A 23,264-nucleotide genomic window follows, 5' to 3' on the forward strand; every position below is an offset into this window, starting at 1 on the left:
CGCCGGTCGCCGAAAGCGCGCGGGGCGCGGGGCGCGCGGGGCGCGGGGAGTGCCGGGGGCTACGCCGTCGGCAGCCAGCCCATCTCCTCGGCGATCCGGATCGCGTCGACCCGGCCGCGGCCTCCGGTCTTGGCCACCGCGGCGGCCAGGTGGTTGCGCGCGGTGCCCGTGGAGATGAACAGCCGGCCGGCGATCTCGGTGGCGGAGTCCCCCTGCGCCGCGAGCCGCAGGACCTCCGACTCCCGGGGCGTCAGCGGGTTCTCCCGGGTGTCCAGGGCGGCCAGCGCCAGCTCCGGGTCGACGACGCGCTCGCCGGCGGCCACCTTGCGGATCGCCGCCGCCAGTTCCTGAGCCGGGGCGTCCTTCCCGAGGAAGCCGAGCGCGCGGGCGGAGAACGCGGCGCGCAGGTGGGCGGGTCGCACCAGTCCGGTGAGGACCAGCGTCCGGCACCCGGGGAGCTTCTCGTGCAGTTCGGCCGCCGCCCGCAGCCCGTCCAGTCCGGGCAGGTCGATGTCGAGCACCGCGACGTCCGGGCGCACCTCCAGGGCGGTCGGCACCACCAGGTCCCCGCGCTCCACGTCGGCGACGACCTCCAGGTCCTCCTCGTACGCGAGGAGGGCCACCAGCGCGCCGCGCACCATGCTCATGTCCTCTGCCAGCAGGACTTTGATCATCCGTACTCTCCCCCTGTCAGGTGACGGCCACGGGCGGACTTCATTAGACAACAGGCCTTGCCAGGGCCGGTTTCCGTGCTTGATCGGCCGCGAGCGGTCCGCCGGTCGGCGTAGCCTTCGTGCATGGCAGAGAGCAAGGTCCGGAAGGCCGCGGCGCAGGAGCCGGTGGCGAAGAAGGCGGCGGTGAAGCCGAGGAAGCCGGAATCGCGCCTGGCGATGGTGCGGCGGGCCCGGCGGATCAACCGCGAGCTGGCGGAGCTGTACCCGTACGCGCATCCGGAGCTGGACTTCGAGAACCCGTTCCAACTGCTGGTGGCCACCGTGCTGTCGGCGCAGACCACCGACCTGCGGGTGAACCAGACCACCCCGGCGCTGTTCGCGAAGTACCCGACGCCGGAGGACATGGCGGCGGCGAACCCGGAGGAGCTGGAGGAGATCATCCGCCCGACCGGCTTCTTCCGGAACAAGGCGAAGTCGCTCCTGGGTCTCTCGATAGCGCTGCGCGACGAGTTCGGCGGCGAGGTCCCCGGCCGGCTGGCCGACCTGGTGACCCTGCCCGGCGTCGGCCGCAAGACCGCCAACGTCGTCCTCGGCAACGCCTTCGGGGTCCCCGGCATCACGGTGGACACCCACTTCGGGCGGCTGGTCCGGCGGTTCGGCTGGACCACCGAGGAGGACCCGGTGAAGGTCGAGGCGGCCGTCGCCGAGATCTTCCCGAAGTCGGAGTGGACGATGCTCTCGCACCGGGTGGTCTTCCACGGCCGCCGGATCTGCCACTCCCAGAAGCCCGCCTGCGGCGCCTGCCCGATCGCGCCGCTCTGCCCCTCGTACGGCGAGGGGGAGACCGACCCGGAGAAGGCACGCAAGCTGTTGAAGTACGAGATGGGCGGCCGGCCCGGGCAGCGGCTGCGGCCGCCGGCCGACTTCCCCGGCGAGGCGGCCGCCCGCGCGGACGCCGCCGGCCACCACGGGCACGTCGCGGACCTGGCGGTGGACGCATGAGCGGGCGGTGGGGCCACCCCGGGCCGGAGGCCGGGGGAGTCGCCCGGGGCATCGAGCCGGACGGGCTGCCGGGCTGGCTGGAACCGGTCCGGGAGGCAGCCGAGCGGGTGCTGCCGGAGCAGCTGAGCCGCTTCCTGCCACCGGCCGAGGGCGGCCGGCCGGCGGCCGTGCTGATGCTGTTCGGCGAGGGACCGGAAGGTCCGGACCTGCTGCTGATCGAGCGGGCCCGCTCGTTGCGCTCGCACGCCGGCCAGCCGTCCTTCCCCGGCGGCGTGCTGGACCCGGAGGACGGCGACCCGAACGGCCCGGGCCCGATCGCGGCGGCGCTGCGCGAAGCCTGGGAGGAGACCGGCCTGGACCCGGCCGGGGTGCAGGTGTTCGCAGAGCTGCCCCGGCTGTACATCCCGGTGAGCAGCTTCGTGGTGACCCCGGTGCTCGGCTGGTGGCGCGAGGAGACGCCGGTGCGCCCGGTGGACGCGGCCGAGACCGGCGCGGTGTTCCGGGTCACGATCACGGAGCTGGCCGACCCGGCGAACCGGGTACGGCTGCGCCACCCGTCGGGGCACATCGGGCCGGCCTTCGCGGTCGCCGGGCGGCTGGTCTGGGGCTTCACCGCCGGGGTGATCGACCGGGTGCTGCACCACGGCGGCCTGGAACTGCCCTGGGATCCGTCCCGGATCGTCGACCTCTCGGACGACGCGCTGGCCCTGGTCCAGGGAGACCTCGAACACTCCCGGGTGCTGCCGGGCGGCGACGCCGACGCTTCGTGACCGGACGTCGGCGCGTGCGGCGCGCGGACCGTGGGAGGGTGTCCGAGTGAACGTCCTGGATGTGCTGCTGATCGCCGCGGCCGTGGCATTCGCCGTGTCGGGCTATCGGCAGGGCTTCGTGGTCGGCGTGCTCTCGTTGGTCGGCTTCCTCGGCGGCGGCCTGCTCGCCGTCGAGCTGCTGCCGCTGCTGGTGCTCGACCACATCGGCCCGGGCACCACGGCCTCGGTGGTGGCCGTCGTGGTGGTGATCGTCCTCGCCGCGATCGGCCAGGCGATCACCGCGCACTTCGGCTGGAAGCTGCGCGGACACATCGGGCGCCGCCCGGCCCGGGTGCTGGACGCGAGCGGCGGCGCGGTGGTGAACGTCGTCTCGATGCTGCTGGTGGCCTGGCTGATCGGTTCGGCGCTGGCCGGGGCGTCGCTGCCGACGGTCTCCAAGCAGGTGCGCTCCTCGGCGGTGCTCGGCGGGGTGCAGAACGCGCTGCCCGGCGACGCGCCGAACTGGTTCTCGGACTTCTCCAAGGTGCTCGCCCGCAACGGCTTCCCGCAGGTCTTCAACCCCTTCGAGCACGAGCCGATCACCCAGGTCGACACCCCCGACCCCGCGCTGGCCAACAGCCCGGCGGTGACGCGGGCCCGGCAGAGCCTGGTCAAGGTGGTCGGCACGGCGACCTCCTGCGGCAAGACCCTGGAGGGCAGCGGCTTCGTCTTCGCCCCGCACCGGGTGATGACCAACGCCCACGTGGTCGGCGGGGTCAACGAGCCGACCGTGCAGATCGGCGGGGTCGGCCAGCTGTACGACGCGACGGTGGTCCGCTACGACTGGCAGCGCGACATCGCCGTCCTGGACGTGCCCAAGCTGAACGCGCCCGCACTGACCTTCGCCGGCGAGGCGAAGACCAACGACAGCGCGATCGTGGCGGGCTTCCCGGAGAACGGGGCCTTCAACGTCCAGCCGGCCCGCATCCGCGGCCGGATCCAGGCCAACGGCCCGGACATCTACCACCGCGGCCAGGTGGTCCGCGACGTCTACTCGGTGCGCTCGGTGGTCCGCCAGGGCAACAGCGGCGGCCCGCTGCTCACCCCGGACGGCGAGGTGTACGGCGTGGTCTTCGCCAAGTCGCTCGACAGCGCGGACACCGGCTACGTGCTGACCGCGGCCGAGGTGCGCGAGGACGTCGAGCAGGGCGGCGCCGCGACCGTCCGGGCGGACACCCAGGGGTGCGCGCTCTGACGGGTGCCGGCGGGGGCGGGGCCGGCGAGGGGCGGGGCCGGAGTGGGGTTGGGGCTGGGGTGAGGTCGGGTTGGGGCTGGGGCTGGGGTGAGGTCGGGTTGGGGCTGGGGTCGGGCTGTGGCCTGGAGGGCGCGCCGGGCCGGGTCGTCCGATATCCGTCGCCCCGTCAGGCAGCCCTGGTAGCCTCGGCCGCGCTCACCCGTTCGGCTCAACCGGGCGCCGTCCCGGCGTGGGCCCGACGAGAGGTCGTGGCAGTCCGATGATGGGTCACTCGCACGCGGTGAGCGGGGCGATGCTGTACGCGGCCTCGGCTCCCTTCCTGCCCCCGCTGCTCCTGCACACCACCCTGCAGCCGGCGGACATACTGATGGGCACGGTGCTGTGCGCGGGCGCGGCCCTGCTGCCGGACCTCGACCACCACGACGGCTCGATCGCCAACTTCCTCGGCCCCGTCTCCAAGGTGCTCTGCCGCTTCGTGGCCTGGATCTCCGGCGGCCACCGGCACGCCACCCACTCGCTGCTGTTCGTCGCGCTGATGGGCGCCGGCACCTGGGCCGGCGTCACCTACCTGGGGCGCAACTTCACCCTCGGACTGACCTTCTTCCTGCTGGCGCTCGCGATCCGGGCCCTGCGGCTCTGCCCGCCGGGCGACGGACCGGAGGCCTGGATCACCGTCATCGGCCTGGCCGCGCTCGGCACCTTCGGGATGAACACCTGGATGCCCAACTCGCCCGGCTGGCTGCCGTACGCGGTGGCGCTGGGCACGCTGGCGCACCTGCTCGGCGACTGCCTGACCAAGAAGGGCGCACCGCTGCTCTGGCCGCACAAGGAGCGCTACGAGGTCGTGCTGATCAAGCGCAGCGGCAACAGCGTCGAGACCAAGGTGCTGGTGCCGATCATGTCGGTGGCGACCTTCGTCCTGCTCTGGTTCACCGCGCTGTCGCCGACGATCGTGAACTGAACGGGCCGTGCCGGTCGGCCGGCACCGGGCGCACTGGTGCTCGGTGTGCCGGTGTTCGGCGCACTGGTGCTCGGTGTACCGGTGCTCGCTGTGCCGGCCGATGCGATGCGGCGCGGGGCCTCAGGTCTCGCGCCGCAGCCGTGCGCCCACCCAGCGGGCGCGCCGGCCGAGGATGCGGGGGATGCCGAGCTGCCGCCGTTCCGTGCGCCGGCGGCCGTCGGGGCCGTCGAAGCCGAGGTCGTCCGCCCGGTCGGGCCGGTGGGCGGAGCGCTGGGGGCTGTTGTGACGTCGGCCGCGCGGGGCGCCGCCGCTTTCGGGCATCCAACTCATACCGGAATGGATGCCCCTGGGCCGGTGGAGGTAACCGCCCGGGCCGCGCCGAAATTGGCCTATGCGGTTGTCATATGAGCGTCAACATAAGGGAGTTGGGCCCGAGAGCCCTCCCGGTCGGCCGAGCGTCCGACCGCACGTACGGCCGCGTCCGGCGGCGTACGGGATCCCCGGTTCCGCGCGCCCGTGCGGTGGTGTCCGGTCGCGCCCGGTGGCGTCCGGTCGCGTCCGGGGTCACTCCTTGTGGCGGCCGACCCAGTCCAGCAGCTCGGCGGTGAACTCCTCCGGCGCCTCCTCGTGCGGGAAGTGCCCGACGTCCGGCAGCAGCCGCCAGCGGTACGGCGCCGCCACGTACTCGCCGCCGCCGAGCGCGGTGTGCGACAGCAGCACCGGGTCCGCGGCGCCCTGGACGTGCAGGGTCGGCGCGGTGATCGGCTTCTTCATCCGCCGGGCGAACTGGATGCCGTCCGGCCGGGCCAAGGAGCGCAGCAGCCAGCGGTACGGCTCGATCGAGCAGTGCGCCGTGCTGGGGATCTGGATCGCCTGCCGGTACGCGTGCAGCGCGGCCTCGTCCAGGCCGTTCGGACCGGTCCACGAGGTCAGGTAGCGGCCGACCTGCTCGGCGTCGTCGGCGACCAGGCGGCGCTCCGGTATCCACGGCCGCTGGAAGCCCAGCACGTGCTCGAAGGCGGCGAACTGCCGGCGGTCGGTCAGCAGCGCCCGGCGCAGGTCCCGCGGGTGCGCGGCGGAGACCACGGTGAGGCTCTGGATGACGGACGGCCGCATCACGGCCGCCACCCAGGCCAGGGTGCCGCCGGAGGCGTGCCCGACCAGGTGCGCCCGGCGCTCGCCGAGCGAGCGGATCACCCCGGTGATGTCCAGGGCGAGGTTGCCCGGGTCGTACCCGCGCGGGGTGCGGTCGCTGCCGCCGATGCCGCGCAGGTCGAGCGCCACCGCCCGGTAGCCGGCCTCGGCGAGCGCGGTCAGCTGGTGGCGCCAGGCCCACCAGTACTCGGGCCAGCCGTGCACCAGCAGCACCAGCGGGCCGGAGCCCAGCTCGGCGATGTGGAAGCGGGCGCCGTTGGCCGCGAGGTCGCGGTGCGTCCACGGGCCGGTCTGCCGGATGCTCCAGGCCTCCGCGTCGCCCGCGGCCGGGGCCCCGGAGGAGGCCGCCGCGAAGGCTTCCCGACCGGTCTCCCGCCCGCTCTCCCGCCCAGGCTTGCGCGCGGGTGCCGGGCCGGTGCCCCCGGGGGCGGCGCCGGGGTCCTCGGGACCGGCCGGGCCTTCGGGGGTGAGTCCGGCGCCGGAGTCGGGGCCGGATTCGGCGGACGGCTGCGCGGGCACGGGCTTCTGGTCAAGCGGCATACCGAGAGCGTGTCACATCCCGGCGCCGGACACGTGCCCGGCACTCGTGGTCGGCGGGTTCGGAGCGCGCCCGGGCGGCCTCTCCCCGCTCACGGCGCGGCGCCGTCCCCGCCCGCCCGGGCCGGTCACCGGCGCCCCGCCGACACCGGGTCGGTTACGGGATGCGGCCGAAGGCCCGGTCGATCTCCTCCTGGGTGGCCGGCCGCGGCCGGGCGTTCTTCAGCACGTCGGCGGTCTTCTGGGCGCCCTCGATGCTGCGCACCGGCTTCTCGATCTTCTTGAACGAGCGCCAGGCCAGCATCCCGAGCAGCACCGCGAGCAGCAGGTAGGCGCCCGCCACGACCAGGAAGGACCAGCCCAGCGACAGGCCCAGCGCGTGGATGCCGAAGGCCGCCGCGGCGCTCAGCATCGGGATGGAGAACAGCGCCACCACACCGGCGACGATCAGCGAGACGCCGCCGGAGACGCCGCGCTTGACGTCCGCCCGGATCTCGGCCTTGGCGAGCGCGATCTCGTCGTGGACCAGCGCGGACAGGTCGGCGGTGGCCGCCGCGAACAGCTGCCCCACCGAACGCTCGCCCTCGTAGGGCACCCGGCCGTTGCTGGACGGGTCTGCGGCTCCTGCGGGCATCAGCGGTTCTCCTCTGCGGCTGTGCGGCGTGACGCCGCCGCGGGTGTGCGGTTCCGGGGCCGCTGGGGGGTCCGGAGGCGTCTGTGGGTTGTCGACAGTTCAGAATCATGCCCCTACCGGTCAGTCGGACACCACTCCGGGGCCCCGCCGGAGGGATGTGTCCCGGCGGCGGGGGTGCTCCGGGCGCCTGCGCCGGGGCCTGCCGGAGGTCGTCGTCCCCGGTCGCCGGGTGCCTCGGTCGGGCCCGCCGGACCGTTCCCCGCCCCGGTCCTCCGGGTGCCGGCCGAAGGCCTTCCGCGGCCCCGGCAGGGAGGCCCCGGGCGGGGGCTTCCGGCTGGGGCGCCCCAGCCGGGGCTTCGGGGAGGGGCGTCGGGGGAGGGATTCGGTCAGGGGCGTCGGGCAGGGCTTCAGCCGGGGAGTCTCAGTCGGTGCGGCCGGGCCGACCCTGGTGGCGGGGGCCGGGGTTGCCTTCCTCACCGGTCGCCGGGCGGGGCGACTCGCCGACCCTGGCCTGCCAGGCCGGGTCGTCCTCCTGGTAGATGTCGGGGATGCCGTCCCCGTCCACGTCCCGGTCCTCCTCCTCGCACAGCTCGCGGTAGTGCCGGTTGCGCAGCTTCAGCAGGACCGTGGCGACGACCGCGGCGAGCACCGAGCCCACCAGCACCGCAGTCTTGGCCCGGGCGGCGAGCGCCGGGTCGTCCGGGAAGGCCAGCTCGCTGATCAGCAGCGAGACGGTGAAACCTATGCCCGCGAGCACCGAGACCGCGACCATGTCGGCCCACTTGAGCCGCGGGTTCAGCTCGGCCCTGGTGAACCGGGCGGTCAGCCAGGCCCCGCCGAACACGCCCACGGACTTGCCGACCAGCAGGCCGATCACGATGCCCAACGGGGCGGCCTGGGTGAACACCTCGCGCAGTTTCGGGCCGGAGACGGCCACTCCGGCCGAGAACAGCGCGAACAGCGGGACGGCGAGGCCGGCCGAGAGCGGGCGGACCAGGTGCTCGATGTGCTCGCCGGGGGAGTGCTGCTCGTCGCCCTCCCGGTGGCAGCGCAGCATCAGGCCCATCGCGACGCCCGCCACCGTGGCGTGGATGCCGCTCTCGTGCATCAGCGCCCAGGTCACGAAGGCCAGCGGCACGAAGAGGTACCAGCCGTGGACGCCGCGCCGGTGCAGGAACCAGAACAGCGCCAGCCCGACGAAGGCGAGGCCGAGCGCCCAGAACTTGATGCCGTGGCTGTAGAAGATCGCGATGATCAGGATCGCGATCAGGTCGTCGACCACCGCCAGGGTGAGCAGGAAGGCGCGCAGCGGGGACGGCAGGTGGCTGCCGACCACGGCCAGCACGCCGAGTGCGAAGGCGATGTCCGTGGCGGTCGGGATCGCCCAGCCACTGGGATGCCCGCCGCTGCCGGAGTTCACCAGGGCGAAGAGGATCGCGGGCAGCGCCACCCCGCAGACGGCGGCGACCACGGGCAGCAGCGCGGCACTGGGCGTGCGCAGCTCACCCGCGACGAACTCGCGTTTGAGCTCGATCCCGGCGACGAAGAAGAAGATCGCCAGCAGGCCGTCCTTGGCCCAGGTGGCCAGGGAGAGGTTCAGGTGGAGCGGGGCGGAGGGGCCGACGGTGTAGTCGAGCACGCTCTGGTAGGCCTGCGGCCAGGCGTTGGCCCAGATCAGTGCGACGACGGCGGCGCCCAGCAGCAGCATGCCGCCGACCGTCTCGGTGCGCAGGGCGTCGGTGATGAAGGTGCGCTCGGGCAGTGACAGCCGGCCGAGGAACTGCCGGCGGCGGGTCGTCGGCTCATGGACGGGCGGCTGGTCGGTCACGCGGGACCTCCTGGGGCTGGGAGCGGCAATGGATGCACGTGTGGTGCAGTTGCCGACCAGACTTCCCGGCGCGCCCTGTGACGCCCGCGACTCCCGTCAAGGGATCTTGATGCGTCCTTAATAGTCTAGCGGGACGTTTGGGTGACATCCGGATTGTCCTAACAAAGGACTTAATCCCTGCGGGCTGGTTTCGCACTCCGGGGGAGCAGCGGCCCGTCCGTGGAATGGCGGCCTGTCCTCGGAACGGCGGCCGCGTACCCGACGGGCGGCCCCGTGCTCGAACGGCGGCTCGGCACCGGACGGCGGCCGGGTCGCTGGGAGAAGGCGGGATGCCCGGGTGGGCCTCGCTGTCCGAACGGGTGACCGACGGGACGACTGTGCCCCGGGCGGTGATCACCGCCCGGGGCACAGTCGTCGTCTCAGTGGCGCTCGGCGGTTGCCGGGGCCGCGGGCTCAGCCGTTGTCGTGGGCTCAGCCGTTGCCGTTGCTGTTGTCGGAGGGCGGCAGCTGGGCCTGGATCTGGCTCATCACCGTGCTGTCGGCCAGGGTGGTGGTGTCGCCGACCTCGCGGCCCTCGGCGATGTCACGCAGCAGGCGGCGCATGATCTTGCCGGAGCGGGTCTTCGGCAGCTCGCCGACCACCTTGATCTGCTTCGGCTTGGCGATCGGGCCGAGCGTGCGGCCGACGTGCGCCCGCAGCTCATCGACCAGCTCGGGGCTCTCGGTGACGCCGCCGCGCAGGATCACGAAGGCGACGATGGCCTGGCCGGTGGTGGCGTCGGTCGCGCCGACCACGGCGGACTCGGCCACCGAAGGGTGGCCGACCAGGGCCGACTCGACCTCGGTGGTGGAGATGTTGTGGCCCGAGACGAGCATGACGTCGTCCACCCGGCCGAGCAGCCAGATGTCCCCGTCCTCGTCCTTCTTGGCGCCGTCGCCGGCGAAGTAGCGGCCCTCGAAGCGCGACCAGTAGGTGTCGATGTAGCGCTGGTCGTCGCCCCAGATGGTGCGGAGCATGGACGGCCACGGCTCGGTGAGCACCAGGTAGCCGCCGGAGCCGTTCGGCACCTCGACGGCGTTGTCGTCCACCACGGTGGCCGCGATGCCCGGCAGGCCGCGCTGGGCCGAGCCCGGCTTGGTCTCGGTGACGCCCGGCAGCGGGCTGATCATGATGGCGCCGGTCTCGGTCTGCCACCAGGTGTCCACGATCGGACAGGTGCCGCCGCCGATGTGCTCGCGGTACCAGACCCAGGCCTCGGGGTTGATCGGCTCGCCGACGCTGCCCAGCACCCGCAGCGAGGACAGGTCGAACTTCGCGGGGATGTCGTCGCCCCACTTCATGAAGGTGCGGATCGCGGTCGGCGCGGTGTAGAGGATGGTCACGCCGTACTTCTGGACGATCTCCCAGAACCGGCCCTGGTGCGGGGTGTCCGGGGTGCCCTCGTAGATGACCTGGGTGGCGCCGTTGGAGAGCGGGCCGTAGACGATGTACGAGTGGCCGGTGACCCAGCCGATGTCGGCGGTGCACCAGTAGACGTCGGTCTCCGGCTTGAGGTCGAAGACCGCGTGGTGGGTGTAGCTGGCCTGGGTGAGGTAGCCGCCCGAGGTGTGCAGGATGCCCTTGGGCTTACCGGTGGTGCCCGAGGTGTAGAGGATGAACAGCGGGTGCTCGGCGTCGTGTGCCTCGGGGGTGTGCTCGGTGGACTGGCGCGCGGTGATCTCGTGCCACCAGACGTCGCGGCCCTCGGTCCACGGGACGTCCTGCTCGGTGCGGCGGACCACCAGGACGTGCTCGACGCCGTCGACCTTGGTGAGCGCCTCGTCGATGGCCGGCTTCAGGGCGGAGGGCTTGCCCCGGCGGTAGCCGCCGTCGGCGGTGATGACGAGCTTGGCCTGGGCGTCCTGGATGCGGGAGGCGACGGCGTCGGAGGAGAAGCCGCCGAAGACCACCGAGTGGGTGGCGCCGATCCGGGCGCAGGCGAGCATCGCGACGACCGCCTCGGCGATCATCGGCAGGTAGACGGCGACCCGGTCGCCCTTGCGGACACCGAGCTCCAGCAGTGCGTTGGCCGCCTGCGAGACCTCGTCCTTGAGCTGGGCGTAGGTGATCGAACGGCCGTCGCCGGGCTCGCCCTCGAAGTGGATCGCGACCCGGTCGCCCAGGCCGTTCTCCACGTGGCGGTCGACGCAGTTGTACGCGACATTGAGCTTGCCGTCGGCGAACCACTTGGCGAAGGGAGGGTTGGACCAGTCGAGGGTCTCGGTCGGCTCGACGGCCCAGGTGAGGCGACGGGCCTGCTCGGCCCAGAAGCCCAGACGGTCCTCGGAGGCCTGCGCGTACGCGGCCGCGGTGACGTTGGCGGCTGCGGCGAGCTCTGCCGGCGGGGCGAAGCGCCGCTCCTCCTTGAGCAGGTTGGCCAGGCTCTCGTTGCTCAACGCGCACTCCTCATCGAGTCATGATCGGGGGCGTTCCCGTGCGTGGGGATTGTCCCGTGTGTCCCAGCGCACAGCTCACCAGGCGAACGGGGCAGTTGACAAGAGGCTCCTGGGAATTGGTGTAGACCTTTGACCGATGACCGGTCGGGTTCCGGTCCGATCCACCGTGGCGGACCGGACGGCCGTTCGGGGGTGGGTGGGCCCGTGCCCCGGCCCGCCCGGCGGGACACGGACCCGGCTCTCAGGCGGCCAGTCGGGGGCCCTCCCCGCCGTCCCCGGCCGGAAGCCGATCATCCGTATTCACCCGTTCGGCCGATGCTGTGTCCGGCCGGTCCCCGGGGCCGGTTCCGGTGGGGTTCTCGGCGTGGTGTTCGATTCCGTTCGTGCGATTGCCGGTGCGGGCCTCGATCGGGCTGAACGTCCCGGCGGCCCGGTCCAGGACATAGGCCTGGGCCGTCGCGAAGTCGAAGTACATCCCGACCAGCCGCAGGGTGCCCTCCTCGACCCGGCGCTCCACCGCCGGGTTCGCCATCAACTGGTCCAGCTGCTGGACCACGTTGGTGATGCAGAGCTGCTCCACGACGTCCACCGCCGGCCGGGCGGCGAACTCCGCCGGGACGCGTCGGAGCCGGTCCAGCGAGCCGCGGCCGTTGCGCAACCAGCGGGCCAGGGGGGTGGGCGGCCCGGGGCGCTCGTGCACGCCGTCCAGCAGGGCCTTCATCGCGCCGCAGCCGGAGTGGCCGCAGACCGTGATCGAGCGGACCTCCAGCACCTCGACCGCGTACTGCACCGCGGCGGCCACCGAGTCGTCGGCCGCTCCGGGTTCGTGCGGGGCCGGCACCAGGTTGCCCACGTTGCGCACGGTGAACAGGTCGCCCGGGCCGCTGTTGGTGATCATGCTGGTGACCATCCGGGAGTCCGCGCAGGTCAGGAAGAGCTGGGAGGGCGCCTGCCCCTCGCGGGCCAGCCGGGCGAGTTCCGGCCTGATCAGCGGGGCGGTGTGCCGCTGGAACACCCGGACGCCGTCCAGCAGTCGGCCGTGCGGGTCCTCCTGCTGATCGATGCAGTGGTGGCCGACCCAGGGCGTCCAGGCCCGGCACCGGTGCGGGCCCGGTGAACTGCCCGCGCGCACGGTGCCGTCCGGGTCCAGCACTTCGTCGTCCTGGCGGCGCGTCACCATCGAGACCCGGCCGCCCGCGTCCTGGTGCGCGGCCCGCCAGGTGTGCAGCGTCTCGTACGCGGCGTGGTCCAGGAAGGAGCCGTCGTGGATCACCGTGACCCCGGCCCCGGCGGGGATGCCGGCCAGCGCCCGGCTGAGCCGGGGTACGGCGGTGAAGGTGAGCGGGCCGTGCGTCCGGACGGTGACCGTCCCGTCGGGGCCGGTCTCCACATCCACGTGGGCGCGGGTCAGCCGGTAGAGCGCGAGCAGTACGGCGGTGCCGGCGCCGATCGCGACGCCCCACAGCACGCCGGCGGCCACCACGCCGAGCACGGTGATCAGGTAGACGGGGAACTCGCGGTGCCGGTGCACCCTGCGGATGTGCGCGAAGCTCACCATCTGCAGCCCGACCACCAGCACCAGCGCGGCGAGCGCGGCCAGCGGGATGTGGCGCAGCCCGCCGGTCAGCGCCAGCGCGGCGGCCAGCACCCAGATGCCGTGCAGCACCGAGGCCCACCTGGTCCGGCCACCGGCTCGCACGTTGGCAGTGCTGCGCACCGCGCCCCCGGCGACCGGCAGCCCGCCGACCAGGCCGCTCACCAGGTTGGCGAGGCCCTGGCCGCGCAGTTCGCGGTCGAGGTCGCCGGTCCGCCGGGACATCCGGTCGATCGCGACGGCGGACAGCAGTGACTCCACGCTGGCCACGGCGGTGACGGTGAGGACGGCGGCGAGCAGCCCGAGGACCGGGCCGTGCGGAAGCGCGGGCAGGAGCGACTGCGGGCGCCAGGCGGGCAGCTCGATGTGGGCGAGCCGCAGGTCCAGGGCGAGGACGAGGGCGGTGGCCAGCGCGACCCCGGCCAGTGGGCCGGGCACCTTGGTCAGCCGGGCGCCGAACTCGCCGGCACGGCCGGGGAGTCGGCCGAGCCGGGGCCAGCCGACCAGGACGGCGACGGTCACCGTGCCGGCCAGCACCGCGGCCGGGTGCGGGCCGGACAACTGGCCGGGAAGGGCCAGGATGTTGGCGATCGCGGAGCTCTGCGGGGAGCCGCCGAGGACGACGTGGAGCTGCGCGATCGCGATGGTGATCCCGACCCCGGCCAGCATGCCGTGCACGATCGCGGGTGAGACGGCGAGCGCTGTCCGGGCCACCCGGCGTGCGCCGAGGAGGAGTTGGAGCAGGCCGGCGGCGACGGTGATGGCGCAGGTGGCCTGCCAGCCGTACCGGGCGATCAGCCCGGCGGTGATCACCGTCAGCGCTGCCGAGGGGCCGCTGACCTGGAGCGGTGTGCCGCCGAACAGCCCGACCACGATCCCGCCCACGGCCGCGGCGGCCAGGCCGGCGGTGAGCGGGGCGCCGGTGGCGAGCGCGATGCCGAGGGAGAACGGTACGGCGATGAGGAAGACCACGAGGGAGGCGGAGAGGTCCTGGGCCCACCGGATCCGGGGGGTCGGGCCCGGTGGCGCGTGGTCGGTGGTGTCGGAGGCGATGGGGGCGCTGGAGATGTCGAGGGTCATTGTCTTCCCGTCTGTCCGGGGGAGCGAACGCAGTCAGGTCCGGCGGTGAGTCCGGGGTGGGGCTCCGGGGCGGATCGGCTGTCGTGGGTCGCGACGGTGTGGCGGGATGGCGTGGGCGCGGCGGGGGAGTGCGGGTGTCACCGGCCGACGTTGACCATCAGGCCCGCCAGGGCTCCGGGCGAGGTGCGGGACGTCTCACCGGGGGCCGCCGGGCGAACCATCAAGACTCGGTAAACCGAGGGTAATGAAAGCTTTGCACAGCGTGGTTCCGGGAGGGAAGCGGAAAACCCCCTGATTCACCCCAATGGGTGGTGGCCGAACGGTCGGGAATCTGCTGGTGGCAGGGGTCGTGGCACCCGCCCGGGGTCGGGAGCGGCGCCGGGGTCGGGGCGGTCCCGGAGCGGGAGCAGGCACGGCGAACGGGCCGCGGCCTCCCGGGGTGGGGAGGGCCGCGGCCCGTTCGGCTGCGGTGGTGCGGGTCAGACGTGGGCGCCCGCCGGGGCCGTGCGCCCGCCGTCGTCCGCGAAGCCGCCGAGGACGAACTCCTCGTCCACCTGTGTCGCGAGGTCGATGCCGACCTTGGAGTTGGCCCAACTCTCCGCGTTGCGGCGGTGGAAGAGCACCGCCTGCTCGGTGTAGCGGCGCGCGTCCCGCCGCCCGTACGCCGCGTCGGCCTCGAGCCGCAGCTCCTCCAGCACGGCCCGGTTGGCCGGCTCCAGGGACTTCAGCGGCGGTTCGGCGCCCTGCTCCAGGCGGCGTACCCAGTCCGACTGCCCGAAGGTGGTGAGCAGGTCGGCGCCGACCTCGCGGCGCAGGAAGGCCAGGTCGTCCGGGCCCTGCACCTTGTTGCCGACCACTCGCAGCTGCACGCCGAAGTCGCGGGCGTAGTCCCTGTACTGGCGGTAGACGGAGACGCCCTTGCGGGTCGGCTCGGCGACCAGGAAGGTCAGGTCGAAGCGGGTGAACAGGCCGGAGGCGAAGGAGTCCGAGCCCGCGGTCATGTCGGTCACCAGGTACTCGCCGGGGCCGTCCAGCAGGTGGTTGAGCAGCAGTTCCACCGCGCCGACCTTGGAGTGGTAGCAGGCCACCCCGAGGTCCTCCTCGGTGAACGCGCCGGTCGCCAGCAGCCGTACCGAGCCCTCGTCCAGCGCGATCGGGCGGGCGCAGGAGGCGTAGACCGGGTTCTCCTCGACGATCCGCAGCAGCCGCGAACCGCGGCCGGGCGGCGTGGTTTTGATCATCTCGTCGGAGGAGCGGATCAGCGGGTTGCTGCCGCGCAGGTATTCCTTGATCTCCGGCAGGTGTCCGCCCAGCGGGGGTAGTTCGGCGGCCTGATCGTCGGTCAGCCCCAGGGCGGGCCCCAGGTGCTGGTTGATGTCGGCGTCCACGGCGACGACCGGCCGGCCCATGGCCGCCAGGTGGCGGATGAACAGCGCGGACAGCGTGGTCTTCCCGCTGCCGCCCTTGCCGACGAAGGCGATCTTCATCTGGGGACTCCCGCTCTCGCTCAGGGCCCTCGCTGCGGGCCGCCTGCCCGGGGTGCGCGTGCCGCGACCCCTAGTTGGAAATCGTTATCGTCTCCGATAGTGGCCATGCTAGCCGGGGTTTGGGTTCCGCCGCGGGCGGGAAGTGAGGATTGCCTCTAATGGGTGATGCGGGGTTGCTGTTCCGGGAGGGGCGGCCCGTTCATTACTCTCGGGTAGGTGAGCACTGGAACTGATCCCCTCGCCCCGCTGGCCCAGCTCCCCGGGGTGCCCGACGCGGTGGCCGAGGTGCGCAAGGCCGTCGACCGCCTCTACGGCCACCGGGTGATGCGACGCCGGGCGGCCGAGGTCACCTCCGAATCCGCGCTGCGCGGCGCCCGCGCGTCGGCGGCCCTGGCCGGGGCCGACTGGCCGCTGGAGGAGGTCCGCCGCCGCAGCGACTTCGGCGCGGACCCCGAAGCCCGGACGGTCGGCGCGGCCCTGCGGATCGCCGCCGAGGCCGGCCAGCTGCTCAGCATCTGGCGGCACTCGCCGCTCCAGGTGCTGGCCCGGCTGCACCTGCTCGCGGCGGGCGACGGCGATCCGGCGGCCGGGCGCCCGCGACGGGCCGGCGAGGGCGCCGAGGAGCTGTTCCCGCTGGAGCTGGCGCCGGTGGAGAGCGTCGAGGTCGACGCCGTGGACGGGCCGCTGCCCGTGCTGCCGCCCGCTCCGGGCGCGGAGGAGGTCGCGGCCCGGCTCGACCAGCTCTCCCGGCTGCTGGTGGCGCGCGCGGAGGGCCAGGGGGTGGGCACGCCGGCCCTCGTCGTGGCCTCGGTGGTGCACGGTGAGCTGCTCGCGCTGCGGCCGTTCGGTACCCACAACGGGGTGATCGCGCGGGCTGCCCAGCGGATCGTGCTGATCGCCGAGGGGCTCGACCCGAAGTCGATCTGTCCGACCGAGGTCGGCCTGGCGGAACTCGGCACCGCCGCCTACCGCCGGGCCCTGGCCGGCTACCTGGCGGGCACTCCCGAGGGGATGGCGGCTTGGATCGCGCACTGCGGCCGGGCGTTGCGGCTCGGCGTCCGGGAGAGCACGGCGGTCTGCGAGGCGATGCAGCGCGGGATGGTCTGAGCGGCCGGACCGGAGCGGCGCGCGCTCCGCGAGGGGGCGCGCGAAGACGCGGATGCGGCGGCACCTGATCCTGCCGGGTGCCGCCGCTGGTGCAGATACCGGGTGACCATGCATGCACCGGAAGTGCCGATCAGACGGGGATCCTGCCCGTTCGTCTGGTCCGGCGGCCCGACAGCGGGTCGGCTGCATGTGGGTGCCCGGATATCTGTACGTGCGGTCCGTGGGGCCTGAACTGCGTTGTCGGTTTGACCTCTTAGGTCCTGACCGGGTCTCGCGGGCCGTGCTTCATTTGTATCGCGTTTCGGGCGAAAGGGGAACCCGAAACGAGAAGTCTGTCCCGGTTGACCGTTTTGTCCAAGGGGTGCCGGGCGGTGCGGCCTCAGGCGGCGGGGCGCCGCCGGCGGGCCAGGTACCAGATCACCCCGGCGGTCACCGCGGCCGTCCCGACCGCCACGGCGGTCAGCACCGAGCCGCTCGGGGCGGAGAACTCGGGCAGCCGGCGCCGCAGTTCCACCGGCTTGTCGAAGACCAGCACCGGCCACTCCCGCGCCTGCGCCTCCTTCCGCAGCGCCCGGTCGGGGTTGACCGCCGACGGGTGGCCGACCGCCTCCAGCAGGGGCAGGTCGGTGGAGGAGTCGCTGTAGGCGTAGGACGCGGCCAGGTCGTAGCCCTCGGTGGCGGCCAACTCCCGGATGGCGGCGGCCTTGTTCTCGGCGTAGGCGTAGTACTCGATCTCGCCGGTGTAGCAGCCGTCCTCGACCTTGAGCCGGGTGGCGATGACGTGGTCCGCGCCGAGCAGGCGGCCGATCGGCTCGACCACCTCGGAGCCGGAGCTGCTGACGATCACGACGTCCCGGCCGGCCGCGTGGTGCTGCTCGATCAGCGAGGCCGCCTCGTCGTAGATGATCGGGTCGATCAGGTTGTGCAGCGTCTCGGCGACGATCTCGCGGACCTGCTGGACGTTCCAGCCCCGGGTGAGCGCGGAGAGGTACTCGCGCATCTTCTCCATCTGGTCGTGGTCCGCGCCGCCGACCAGGAAGACGAACTGGGCGTACGCACTGCGCAGGACCGCCCGACGGTTGATCAGGCCGCCCTGGTAGAAGGGGCGGCTGAAGGCCAGTGCGCTGGACTTGGCGATGATGGTCTTGTCGAGGTCGAAGAAGGCCGCCGTGCGCAGCCCGCCGGGTCGGGGGCGCACGGGCGGGCGGAGTTCTCCGGGCCCGGTGGTGTCGCCCTGGGACTCGTCGGCGTACTCGTCGGCGTTCTCGGTGGTGTCCACGGGAACCGAGGATAGAGGGAGCCGCAAAACACCCCGCCATTCGGCGTACTCGTGGGCGTGCGGGTTTGTGTTTCTGGCCGCTCGGGTACACCATGGAAGTCACGGATCGTTCGCGACCGTGCTAACCCGGTCCGGCTCCTCCCCCCCGAGCCGGGCTGTGGATAGACGACCCCCGCTCTCCCCCCCGGCGGGGGTCGTCGCACGTCCGGGGCCATTTTCAGGGCTTGAACGCCCCTCGCGGCGCGTTCGCCGCCGTCGTGCCGACGGGTTCCAGGGGGTGTCGTCACCTCGGCCCGCCGATCGACTTTCGTCACTCTGCGTTGCCATTTGCTCAGGTTCGTCGGAGATCGAACGGCTGGTTCCGATCGGTGCCGCGGGCCCGCTCGGAAGCGGTCTCGGGAAGGTGTCGAGCACTCGTCGGGAGTGCCTTCGAACGGGATGCGGAGGGTCGCCGGTTCATCTCGGTGACCTCTTTTCGTCAATTCTTCACCGATTAACCCCCCGCCCGGGTGAACGTTTTCCTCCACAGGCCACGAGTTATCCACAGGCAATCGGAACTCGGATGACGGAATCCGGATCTCCCCCCACCGTGATGTCCGGCGGCGGTCGCCGGACAGGGCCTCACCCCTTCCATCCCCAGAGGATCTGTCGGGCGGCCGTCCGCCGGAACCGTCCGACGTGCGCCGCCGGCCACCCCGGTGGCCGGCGGCGCGGAGGGGAGAATCCATGTCGACGCCGATCGCCGACCACATCACCGCCGAGGGCCCCGCGGTCGCCGGGCCGCTCGTCGTCACCGAGGACGACGGCCTGGCCGAGCACCTGCTGCGGATCTGCGCGGCGGCGGGCACCGAGCCGAGGCTGGTTCGGGGCGCTCCGCCGACGCGGGAGCTCTGGGAAGGGGCCTCGCTGGTCCTGGTCGGGGACGACCAGGCCGTCCGCTGCTCCGGGCTGGGGCGGCGCGGCGGGGTGCTGCTGCTCGGGCTGGACCTGGACGACCCCGGGGTGTGGGTCAGAGCCGTCCAACTCGGGGCCGAGCACGTGCTGTTCCTGCCCGACGCCGAGGCCTGGCTGCTCGACCGGATCGCCGACGCGGCCGAGGGCGTCGGCTGCCCGGCGGTCACCGTCGCGGTGCTCGGCGGGTCCGGCGGGGCCGGAGCCTCGACCCTGGCCTGCGCGCTGGCGGTCACGGCCGCGCGGGCGGGTCGGCGGACGATGCTGCTGGACGGCGATCCGCTGGGCGGGGGCCTGGACATCCTGCTCGGCGGCGAGCGGGTCAGCGGGCTGCGCTGGCCCGATCTGGCCGGCTCCCGCGGGCGGGTCAGCGGGGCCGAGCTGGCCCGGGCACTGCCGGCGCTCAAACGGCTCTCCGCGCTGTCCTGCCTGTCCTGGGACCGCGGCGACACCCTGACGGTGCCGCCGGAGGCCATGCGCAGCGTGCTGGCCGCCTCCAGACGGCGCGGCGGGCTGGTGGTGGTCGACGTACCCCGCCACCTCGACGCGGCCGCCGGGCAGGCGCTGGAGCAGTCCGACCTGGCGCTGCTGGTGGTGTCGGCCGAGCTGCGCGCGGTGGCCGCCGCCGACCGGGTCGCGGCGGCGGCCCGGATGAGGCTCGGGGACGTCCGGGCCGTAGTGCGCCCGGCACGGGCCGGCGGACTCCCGGCCCGGCAGATCGTCCGCGGGCTGCGGTTGCCGCTGGCGGGAGAACTGGAGCCGGAGCCGGGCCTGGCCCAGGACGTCGTGAAGGGCGTCCCGCCCGGGAGCCGGGAGAGCGGCCCGCTCGCGCGCTTCTGCGCGAGCTTCCTGAACGAGGTGCTGCCGCCGGTGCCGGCGGTCGGAGGGGGTGTGTACTGATGGTCCGTCTGCGCAGAACGGTCCTCCGGACCGGCTCGCCCGAACCGGGCGGCGGTGCGCGGGAGCACCGGCCGCTGCGGAGCGTGCCGCCGCCCGGCGGGCCGCCCGAGCCCGCGCACGAGCCCTGCCCGTACGGCCGGACGGCCCGCGAGCAGCGCACGGCGGCGCTGGTGGACGCGGTCCGGCTGCGGCTGGCCGAGTCGGGGGCAGCCCCGACGGCCGGCTCGGTCGCCGCCGCGCTGCGGGCCACCCGCCCGCCGCTCGGCGGGGACGAGGTCCTGGACACCGTGCGCTCGCTGCGCGCCGAACTGGTGGGTGCGGGCCCCCTGGACCGGCTGCTGGCGGCGCCCGACGTCACGGACGTCCTGGTGAACGGTCCGGAGGAGGTGTGGGTCGACCGTGGCGGCGGCCTGCAGCGAGCCGACGGAGTCCGCTTCGCCGACGCCGCGGCGGTGCGGCGGCTGGCCCACCGGCTGGCCACCGCGGCCGGCCGGAGGCTGGACGACGCCCGCCCGTGGGTGGACGCCCGACTGCCGGACGGCACCCGGCTGCACGCCGTGCTGCCGCCGATCGCGGCCGGCTGCACGCACATCTCGCTGCGGGTCTGCCGTCCCCGGCCCTTCACGCTCGACGAGTTGGTGGCGGGCGGGTCCCTGCCGCCGGAAGGCGCGCAGCTGCTGGCGGGCATCGTGCGGGCCAGGCTGTCGCTGCTGGTGTCCGGTGGGACGGGCTCCGGGAAGACCACGCTCCTGTCGGCCCTGCTCGGCCTGGTCGGGCCGGACGAGCGGATCGTGGTCGCCGAGGACTCCGCCGAGCTGCAGCCGGCCCACCCGCACGTGGTCCGCCTGCAGAGCCGGCCGCCCAACCAGGAGGGACTCGGCGAGTTCACCCTGCGGGACCTCATTCGCCAGGCGCTGCGGATGCGCCCGGACCGGCTGGTGATCGGCGAGGTCCGCGGCGCCGAGGTGTCGGACCTGCTGGCCGCGCTGAACACCGGGCACGAGGGCGGCTGCGGCACGGTTCACGCCAACACGGCGGCGGACGTGCCGGTCCGACTGGAGGCCCTGGGCTCGCTCGCCGGTCTCGACCGGCCGGCGCTGCACAGCCAACTGCGGGCCGCGCTCGACGTGGTGGTGCACCTGGTCCGCGACCCGGGCTCGGGGCGGCGCCGGGTGGCGGAGATCCACACGCTGACCGGAGCCGGTGACGGGTCGGCCGTGACCATGCCCGCGGTGGCCTTCCCGGCGGCCGGCGGCCTGCGTCCCGGTGCGGGCTGGGAGCGGCTGATCGGACTGCTGGCGGCACGCGGGGTGTCGCTCGGGTCGGGGCGGCCGTGATCGCGGTGACGGTGACGGTGGCCGGGTCGGCGAGTGCGGACGCGCGGGCGGTGGAACTCGCCTTCGCCCTGCTGCTGAGCGGGTGCGCCGTGGGCGCCCTGCTGCTGCTAGGCGCTGCGGGGCGCAAGGATCGAGGAGGACGGAAGTGAACAATGTGACGCAGAGTCAGTCCGCCTTCTGCTGGGCCGCGGTGCTGTGCCTGGTGGCCGTCGCGGCGTGGCGTGCGGTGCAGGAGCAGTTGCCGGGCGGGCGGCGCTCCAGGCTGGTGCTGGCGGGCAGCGGGCCGCCGGTGCCGAGGGTTGGCCCGGAGACGGTGGTGCGGGCCCGGGGTCGGCTGCCGGGGTTTCTGGCACCCGAACTGCTGCTCCTGCCGGCGGGACTGGCCGCCGGGCAGGCCACCGCCTCGCCGGTGCCGGTGCTCGCGGCGGCCCTGGCCGTCCTGCCGCTGCGCGGGTGGCGGTCGCGCAGACGCCTGGCGGCGGAGGCTCGACACCGGGCCGCGGCCGTCGTGGAGCTCTGCGCCGGCCTGGCGGGGGAGTTGCGCGGCGGGGCGACGCCGGAGCAGGCGCTGCACCTGGTGACCGCGCGGCTCGCCGCCGACCCGGCGGGGCTGCGCGGACTCGGCGAGGAGCCGGTGGCCCGGCTGGCCGCGGGCCGCTACGGCGGGGACGTGCCCGCCGCGCTGCACCTGCTGGCCGAACTGCCGGGCGGCAGTGGGGCCGCGGCCATCGCGGCCTGCTGGCGGGTGGCCGCGGACAGCGGGTCGGGGCTCGCCGCCGCGCTGGACCGGGTCGCCGAGGCGCTGCGCGGCGAGCGGGCGCTGGCGGAGGAGATCGCCGGGGAACTGGCCGGGCCGCGCGCGACGATCGCCGTCCTGGCCGCGCTGCCGGGCATCGGGCTGCTCCTCGGCGCGGCGCTCGGGGCGCACCCGTTGGAGGTCCTGCTGCACACCCCGGCCGGGCTGGGCTGCCTCGTGGCGGGGGCAGCTCTGGAGGGCCTGGGCGTGCTCTGGACGGCACGCATCGTCCGTGCGGCGGCCCACGGAGGGCTGGAGGATTCCCCGGGGCGGCGCGAGCGAATTCGAGCCTCCGGCCGTACGGTGCCCGGCCCTTGGGCGAGCGGGCGGGTCTGCGGGCTGTCGCGGGTGCGCGCACGGGCGCTCGGGGCGGTGGCGAGGTGATGCGGGGCATCGAGTGGGTCGCACTCGCCCTCCCGGTGGGCGCGGCCGCTGTGGGGTGGACATCGGTGCGCGGCCGGGTGAGGCGCCGGCGGGTGCTCGCCCGGACCCGGGACGGAAAGGGGGTGGCAAGGCGAACCGGGCTGACGGCCACGGACGTTGGGCGCCGACGCCGGGTGGTGACAGTGGCCGTCGCCGGGCTCGCGGCGGCGGTGCTGCTCGGTGGTGGCACCGGACTGGCCGTCGGGGCGCTGCTGGCGGTGGGCGTTCACCGGTGGTCGGTCCGGGCGCGGTCGCCGGTCGACCGCCGGGAGGCCCGTGACGAGGAACTGCTGACCAGGCAACTCCCACTGAGCGCCGAGCTGTTGGCGGCCTGCCTCGGGTCGGCGGCGCTGCCTTCGGACGCCGTGTCGGCGGTGGGCCGGAGTGTGGGTGCGCCGCTGGGTCCCCGGCTGGTGGCGATCGGGGCCGAACTGGCCCTGGGCGCACCGCCGGAGCTGTGCTGGAGCCGACTGGGTGAGCAGCACCCGCCGTTGGCGCCGCTGGCGCGCTGCCTGGAGCGCAGCAGCCTCGGGGGTGTCCCCGCCGCGGGCCCGCTGATCGGGCTGGCCCAGGGGCAGCGCACGGCGGCTGCCCGCGCGGCCCACGCCCGGGTCCGCCGGGCGGCGGTGCTCGCCACCGCGCCGCTGGGGCTCTGCTTCCTCCCGGCCTTCGTCCTGATCGGCGTGGTGCCGGTGGTCGTCGGCCTCACCAGCCGCTTCGCGCAGGCGATGTGAACAAGAGCCGGATGTACGGACATCGACGGACAACGATCGAACAGGAGGATCTCATGACCGCAGTGATCGCGATCGGGACCGGTACCGGGCGGTCGCTCCGCCCGCTGGCCGGGGCGTGGCGGCGGAGGAGCCGTCGGGCAGCCTGGCGGGTGCGCAGGGTGGCCCGGCTCCGGGGCCGCTCGGACGCCGGGATGACCACGGCCGAGTACGCCGTCGGGACGCTGGGCGCGTGCGCCCTCGCGGCCGGGTTGTACAAGGTGGTGACCAGCGAGGCCATCACGGGCGCGTTGACCGACATGCTGGTGCGGGCGCTCCATGCCACCTAGGACAGGCCGTCGAACCCCT

At 74.0% G+C, this 23,264-nt stretch carries 20 protein-coding genes; 11 read left to right on the plus strand and 9 right to left on the minus strand.

The window, feature by feature from the left end; translation table 11 throughout:
• Positions 1 to 59: 59 nt before the first annotated feature.
• Positions 60 to 674, minus strand: a complete 615-nt coding sequence (locus ACFVVA_RS13660) for a response regulator (RefSeq protein WP_387688942.1) — start codon at positions 672 to 674, stop codon at positions 60 to 62.
• A gap of 123 nt (positions 675 to 797) precedes the next feature.
• Here ACFVVA_RS13660 and nth point away from each other — a divergent pair, with 123 nt between their 5' ends.
• The 4 genes from nth to ACFVVA_RS13680 all read left to right on the plus strand — a co-directional run bounded on the left by nth (position 798) and on the right by ACFVVA_RS13680 (position 4,641).
• Entirely contained in the window at positions 798 to 1,676 is an 879-nt protein-coding gene (gene nth / locus ACFVVA_RS13665) for an endonuclease III (RefSeq protein WP_380357878.1), read from the plus strand.
• Entirely contained in the window at positions 1,673 to 2,446 is a 774-nt protein-coding gene (locus ACFVVA_RS13670) for an NUDIX hydrolase (protein WP_387688944.1), read from the plus strand. The genes nth and ACFVVA_RS13670 overlap by 4 nt, the downstream gene beginning before the upstream one ends.
• Positions 2,447 to 2,492: 46 nt before the next feature.
• Positions 2,493 to 3,680, plus strand: coding sequence for a MarP family serine protease (locus ACFVVA_RS13675; RefSeq protein ID WP_387688946.1), 1,188 nt, complete (start codon positions 2,493 to 2,495; stop codon positions 3,678 to 3,680).
• Between the two features lie 259 nt (positions 3,681 to 3,939).
• Positions 3,940 to 4,641 (plus strand): metal-dependent hydrolase, encoded by a 702-nt coding sequence (locus ACFVVA_RS13680; RefSeq protein WP_359901991.1) that lies wholly within the window; start codon positions 3,940 to 3,942, stop codon positions 4,639 to 4,641.
• Between the two features lie 120 nt (positions 4,642 to 4,761).
• Here the strand turns inward: ACFVVA_RS13680 and ACFVVA_RS13685 are convergent, their stop codons facing one another.
• The 7 genes from ACFVVA_RS13685 to ACFVVA_RS13715 form a co-directional block, all read right to left on the minus strand.
• Positions 4,762 to 4,971 carry a hypothetical protein gene (locus ACFVVA_RS13685; protein WP_359901994.1) on the minus strand — a complete coding sequence of 70 codons (210 nt, stop codon included), beginning with the start codon at positions 4,969 to 4,971 and terminating at the stop codon, positions 4,762 to 4,764.
• Between the two features lie 234 nt (positions 4,972 to 5,205).
• Entirely contained in the window at positions 5,206 to 6,336 is a 1,131-nt protein-coding gene (locus tag ACFVVA_RS13690) for an alpha/beta fold hydrolase (RefSeq protein WP_387688949.1), read from the minus strand.
• Positions 6,337 to 6,490: 154 nt separating this feature from the next.
• Entirely contained in the window at positions 6,491 to 6,967 is a 477-nt protein-coding gene (locus ACFVVA_RS13695) for a phage holin family protein (RefSeq protein WP_387688951.1), read from the minus strand.
• Positions 6,968 to 7,388: 421 nt separating this feature from the next.
• Entirely contained in the window at positions 7,389 to 8,795 is a 1,407-nt protein-coding gene (nhaA, locus tag ACFVVA_RS13700; protein WP_387688953.1) for a Na+/H+ antiporter NhaA, read from the minus strand.
• Between the two features lie 471 nt (positions 8,796 to 9,266).
• Entirely contained in the window at positions 9,267 to 11,231 is a 1,965-nt protein-coding gene (acs, locus tag ACFVVA_RS13705; protein ID WP_387688955.1) for an acetate--CoA ligase, read from the minus strand.
• 241 nt (positions 11,232 to 11,472) lie between these two features.
• On the minus strand, positions 11,473 to 13,905 hold the full coding sequence (locus ACFVVA_RS13710; protein WP_387688957.1) for a SulP family inorganic anion transporter: 2,433 nt from the start codon (positions 13,903 to 13,905) through the stop codon (positions 11,473 to 11,475).
• Positions 13,906 to 14,384: 479 nt separating this feature from the next.
• A complete protein-coding gene (locus ACFVVA_RS13715; RefSeq protein ID WP_387688959.1) occupies positions 14,385 to 15,392 on the minus strand; it encodes an ATP-binding protein in 1,008 nt (335 codons plus the stop codon).
• Between the two features lie 216 nt (positions 15,393 to 15,608).
• On the opposite strand from ACFVVA_RS13715, the gene ACFVVA_RS13720 reads away from it, so the two are divergent.
• Positions 15,609 to 16,499 carry an oxidoreductase gene (locus tag ACFVVA_RS13720; protein ID WP_387688961.1) on the plus strand — a complete coding sequence of 297 codons (891 nt, stop codon included), beginning with the start codon at positions 15,609 to 15,611 and terminating at the stop codon, positions 16,497 to 16,499.
• A gap of 379 nt (positions 16,500 to 16,878) precedes the next feature.
• Here the strand turns inward: ACFVVA_RS13720 and ACFVVA_RS13725 are convergent, their stop codons facing one another.
• Positions 16,879 to 17,697, minus strand: a complete 819-nt coding sequence (locus ACFVVA_RS13725; protein WP_359902135.1) for an HAD-IB family hydrolase — start codon at positions 17,695 to 17,697, stop codon at positions 16,879 to 16,881.
• Positions 17,698 to 18,504: 807 nt separating this feature from the next.
• Between ACFVVA_RS13725 and ssd the strand changes: the two genes are divergently transcribed.
• From ssd to ACFVVA_RS13755, 6 genes are all read left to right on the plus strand, one after another.
• Entirely contained in the window at positions 18,505 to 19,629 is a 1,125-nt protein-coding gene (gene ssd / locus ACFVVA_RS13730) for a septum site-determining protein Ssd (RefSeq protein ID WP_359902017.1), read from the plus strand.
• Complete coding sequence (locus tag ACFVVA_RS13735; RefSeq protein WP_387688963.1) at positions 19,629 to 20,966, plus strand: TadA family conjugal transfer-associated ATPase; 1,338 nt, start codon at positions 19,629 to 19,631, stop codon at positions 20,964 to 20,966. The genes ssd and ACFVVA_RS13735 overlap by 1 nt, the downstream gene beginning before the upstream one ends.
• Positions 20,963 to 21,115 carry a hypothetical protein gene (locus ACFVVA_RS13740; RefSeq protein WP_387688965.1) on the plus strand — a complete coding sequence of 51 codons (153 nt, stop codon included), beginning with the start codon at positions 20,963 to 20,965 and terminating at the stop codon, positions 21,113 to 21,115. Before ACFVVA_RS13735 ends, ACFVVA_RS13740 begins: the two co-directional genes overlap by 4 nt.
• Positions 21,112 to 22,146: a type II secretion system F family protein gene (locus ACFVVA_RS13745; protein WP_387688967.1), complete on the plus strand. Its 1,035-nt coding sequence runs from the start codon at positions 21,112 to 21,114 to the stop codon at positions 22,144 to 22,146. Before ACFVVA_RS13740 ends, ACFVVA_RS13745 begins: the two co-directional genes overlap by 4 nt.
• 182 nt (positions 22,147 to 22,328) lie before the next feature.
• Entirely contained in the window at positions 22,329 to 22,919 is a 591-nt protein-coding gene (locus ACFVVA_RS13750) for a hypothetical protein (RefSeq protein ID WP_387688969.1), read from the plus strand.
• A 53-nt stretch (positions 22,920 to 22,972) separates the two neighbouring features.
• Positions 22,973 to 23,245 carry a DUF4244 domain-containing protein gene (locus ACFVVA_RS13755; protein ID WP_387688971.1) on the plus strand — a complete coding sequence of 91 codons (273 nt, stop codon included), beginning with the start codon at positions 22,973 to 22,975 and terminating at the stop codon, positions 23,243 to 23,245.
• Positions 23,246 to 23,264: the final 19 nt, after the last annotated feature.

This window comes from Kitasatospora sp. NPDC058048, assembly GCF_042885555.1.
GTDB lineage: Bacteria > Actinomycetota > Actinomycetes > Streptomycetales > Streptomycetaceae > Kitasatospora > Kitasatospora lactacystinica.

Bases quoted from the DNA above. Each gene is read 5' to 3' on its own strand.
- ACFVVA_RS13660 (WP_387688942.1), bottom strand. From the start codon at position 674: ATGATCAAAGTCCTGCTGGCAGAGGACATGAGCATGGTGCGCGGCGCG.
- nth (WP_380357878.1), top strand. From the start codon at position 798: ATGGCAGAGAGCAAGGTCCGGAAGGCCGCGGCGCAGGAGCCGGTGGCG.
- ACFVVA_RS13670 (WP_387688944.1), top strand. From the start codon at position 1,673: ATGAGCGGGCGGTGGGGCCACCCCGGGCCGGAGGCCGGGGGAGTCGCC.
- ACFVVA_RS13680 (WP_359901991.1), top strand. From the start codon at position 3,940: ATGATGGGTCACTCGCACGCGGTGAGCGGGGCGATGCTGTACGCGGCC.
- ACFVVA_RS13685 (WP_359901994.1), bottom strand. From the start codon at position 4,971: ATGAGTTGGATGCCCGAAAGCGGCGGCGCCCCGCGCGGCCGACGTCAC.
- ACFVVA_RS13690 (WP_387688949.1), bottom strand. From the start codon at position 6,336: ATGCCGCTTGACCAGAAGCCCGTGCCCGCGCAGCCGTCCGCCGAATCC.
- ACFVVA_RS13695 (WP_387688951.1), bottom strand. From the start codon at position 6,967: ATGCCCGCAGGAGCCGCAGACCCGTCCAGCAACGGCCGGGTGCCCTAC.
- ACFVVA_RS13710 (WP_387688957.1), bottom strand. From the start codon at position 13,905: ATGACCCTCGACATCTCCAGCGCCCCCATCGCCTCCGACACCACCGAC.
- ACFVVA_RS13715 (WP_387688959.1), bottom strand. From the start codon at position 15,392: ATGAAGATCGCCTTCGTCGGCAAGGGCGGCAGCGGGAAGACCACGCTG.
- ssd (WP_359902017.1), top strand. From the start codon at position 18,505: ATGTCGACGCCGATCGCCGACCACATCACCGCCGAGGGCCCCGCGGTC.
- ACFVVA_RS13735 (WP_387688963.1), top strand. From the start codon at position 19,629: ATGGTCCGTCTGCGCAGAACGGTCCTCCGGACCGGCTCGCCCGAACCG.
- ACFVVA_RS13755 (WP_387688971.1), top strand. From the start codon at position 22,973: ATGACCGCAGTGATCGCGATCGGGACCGGTACCGGGCGGTCGCTCCGC.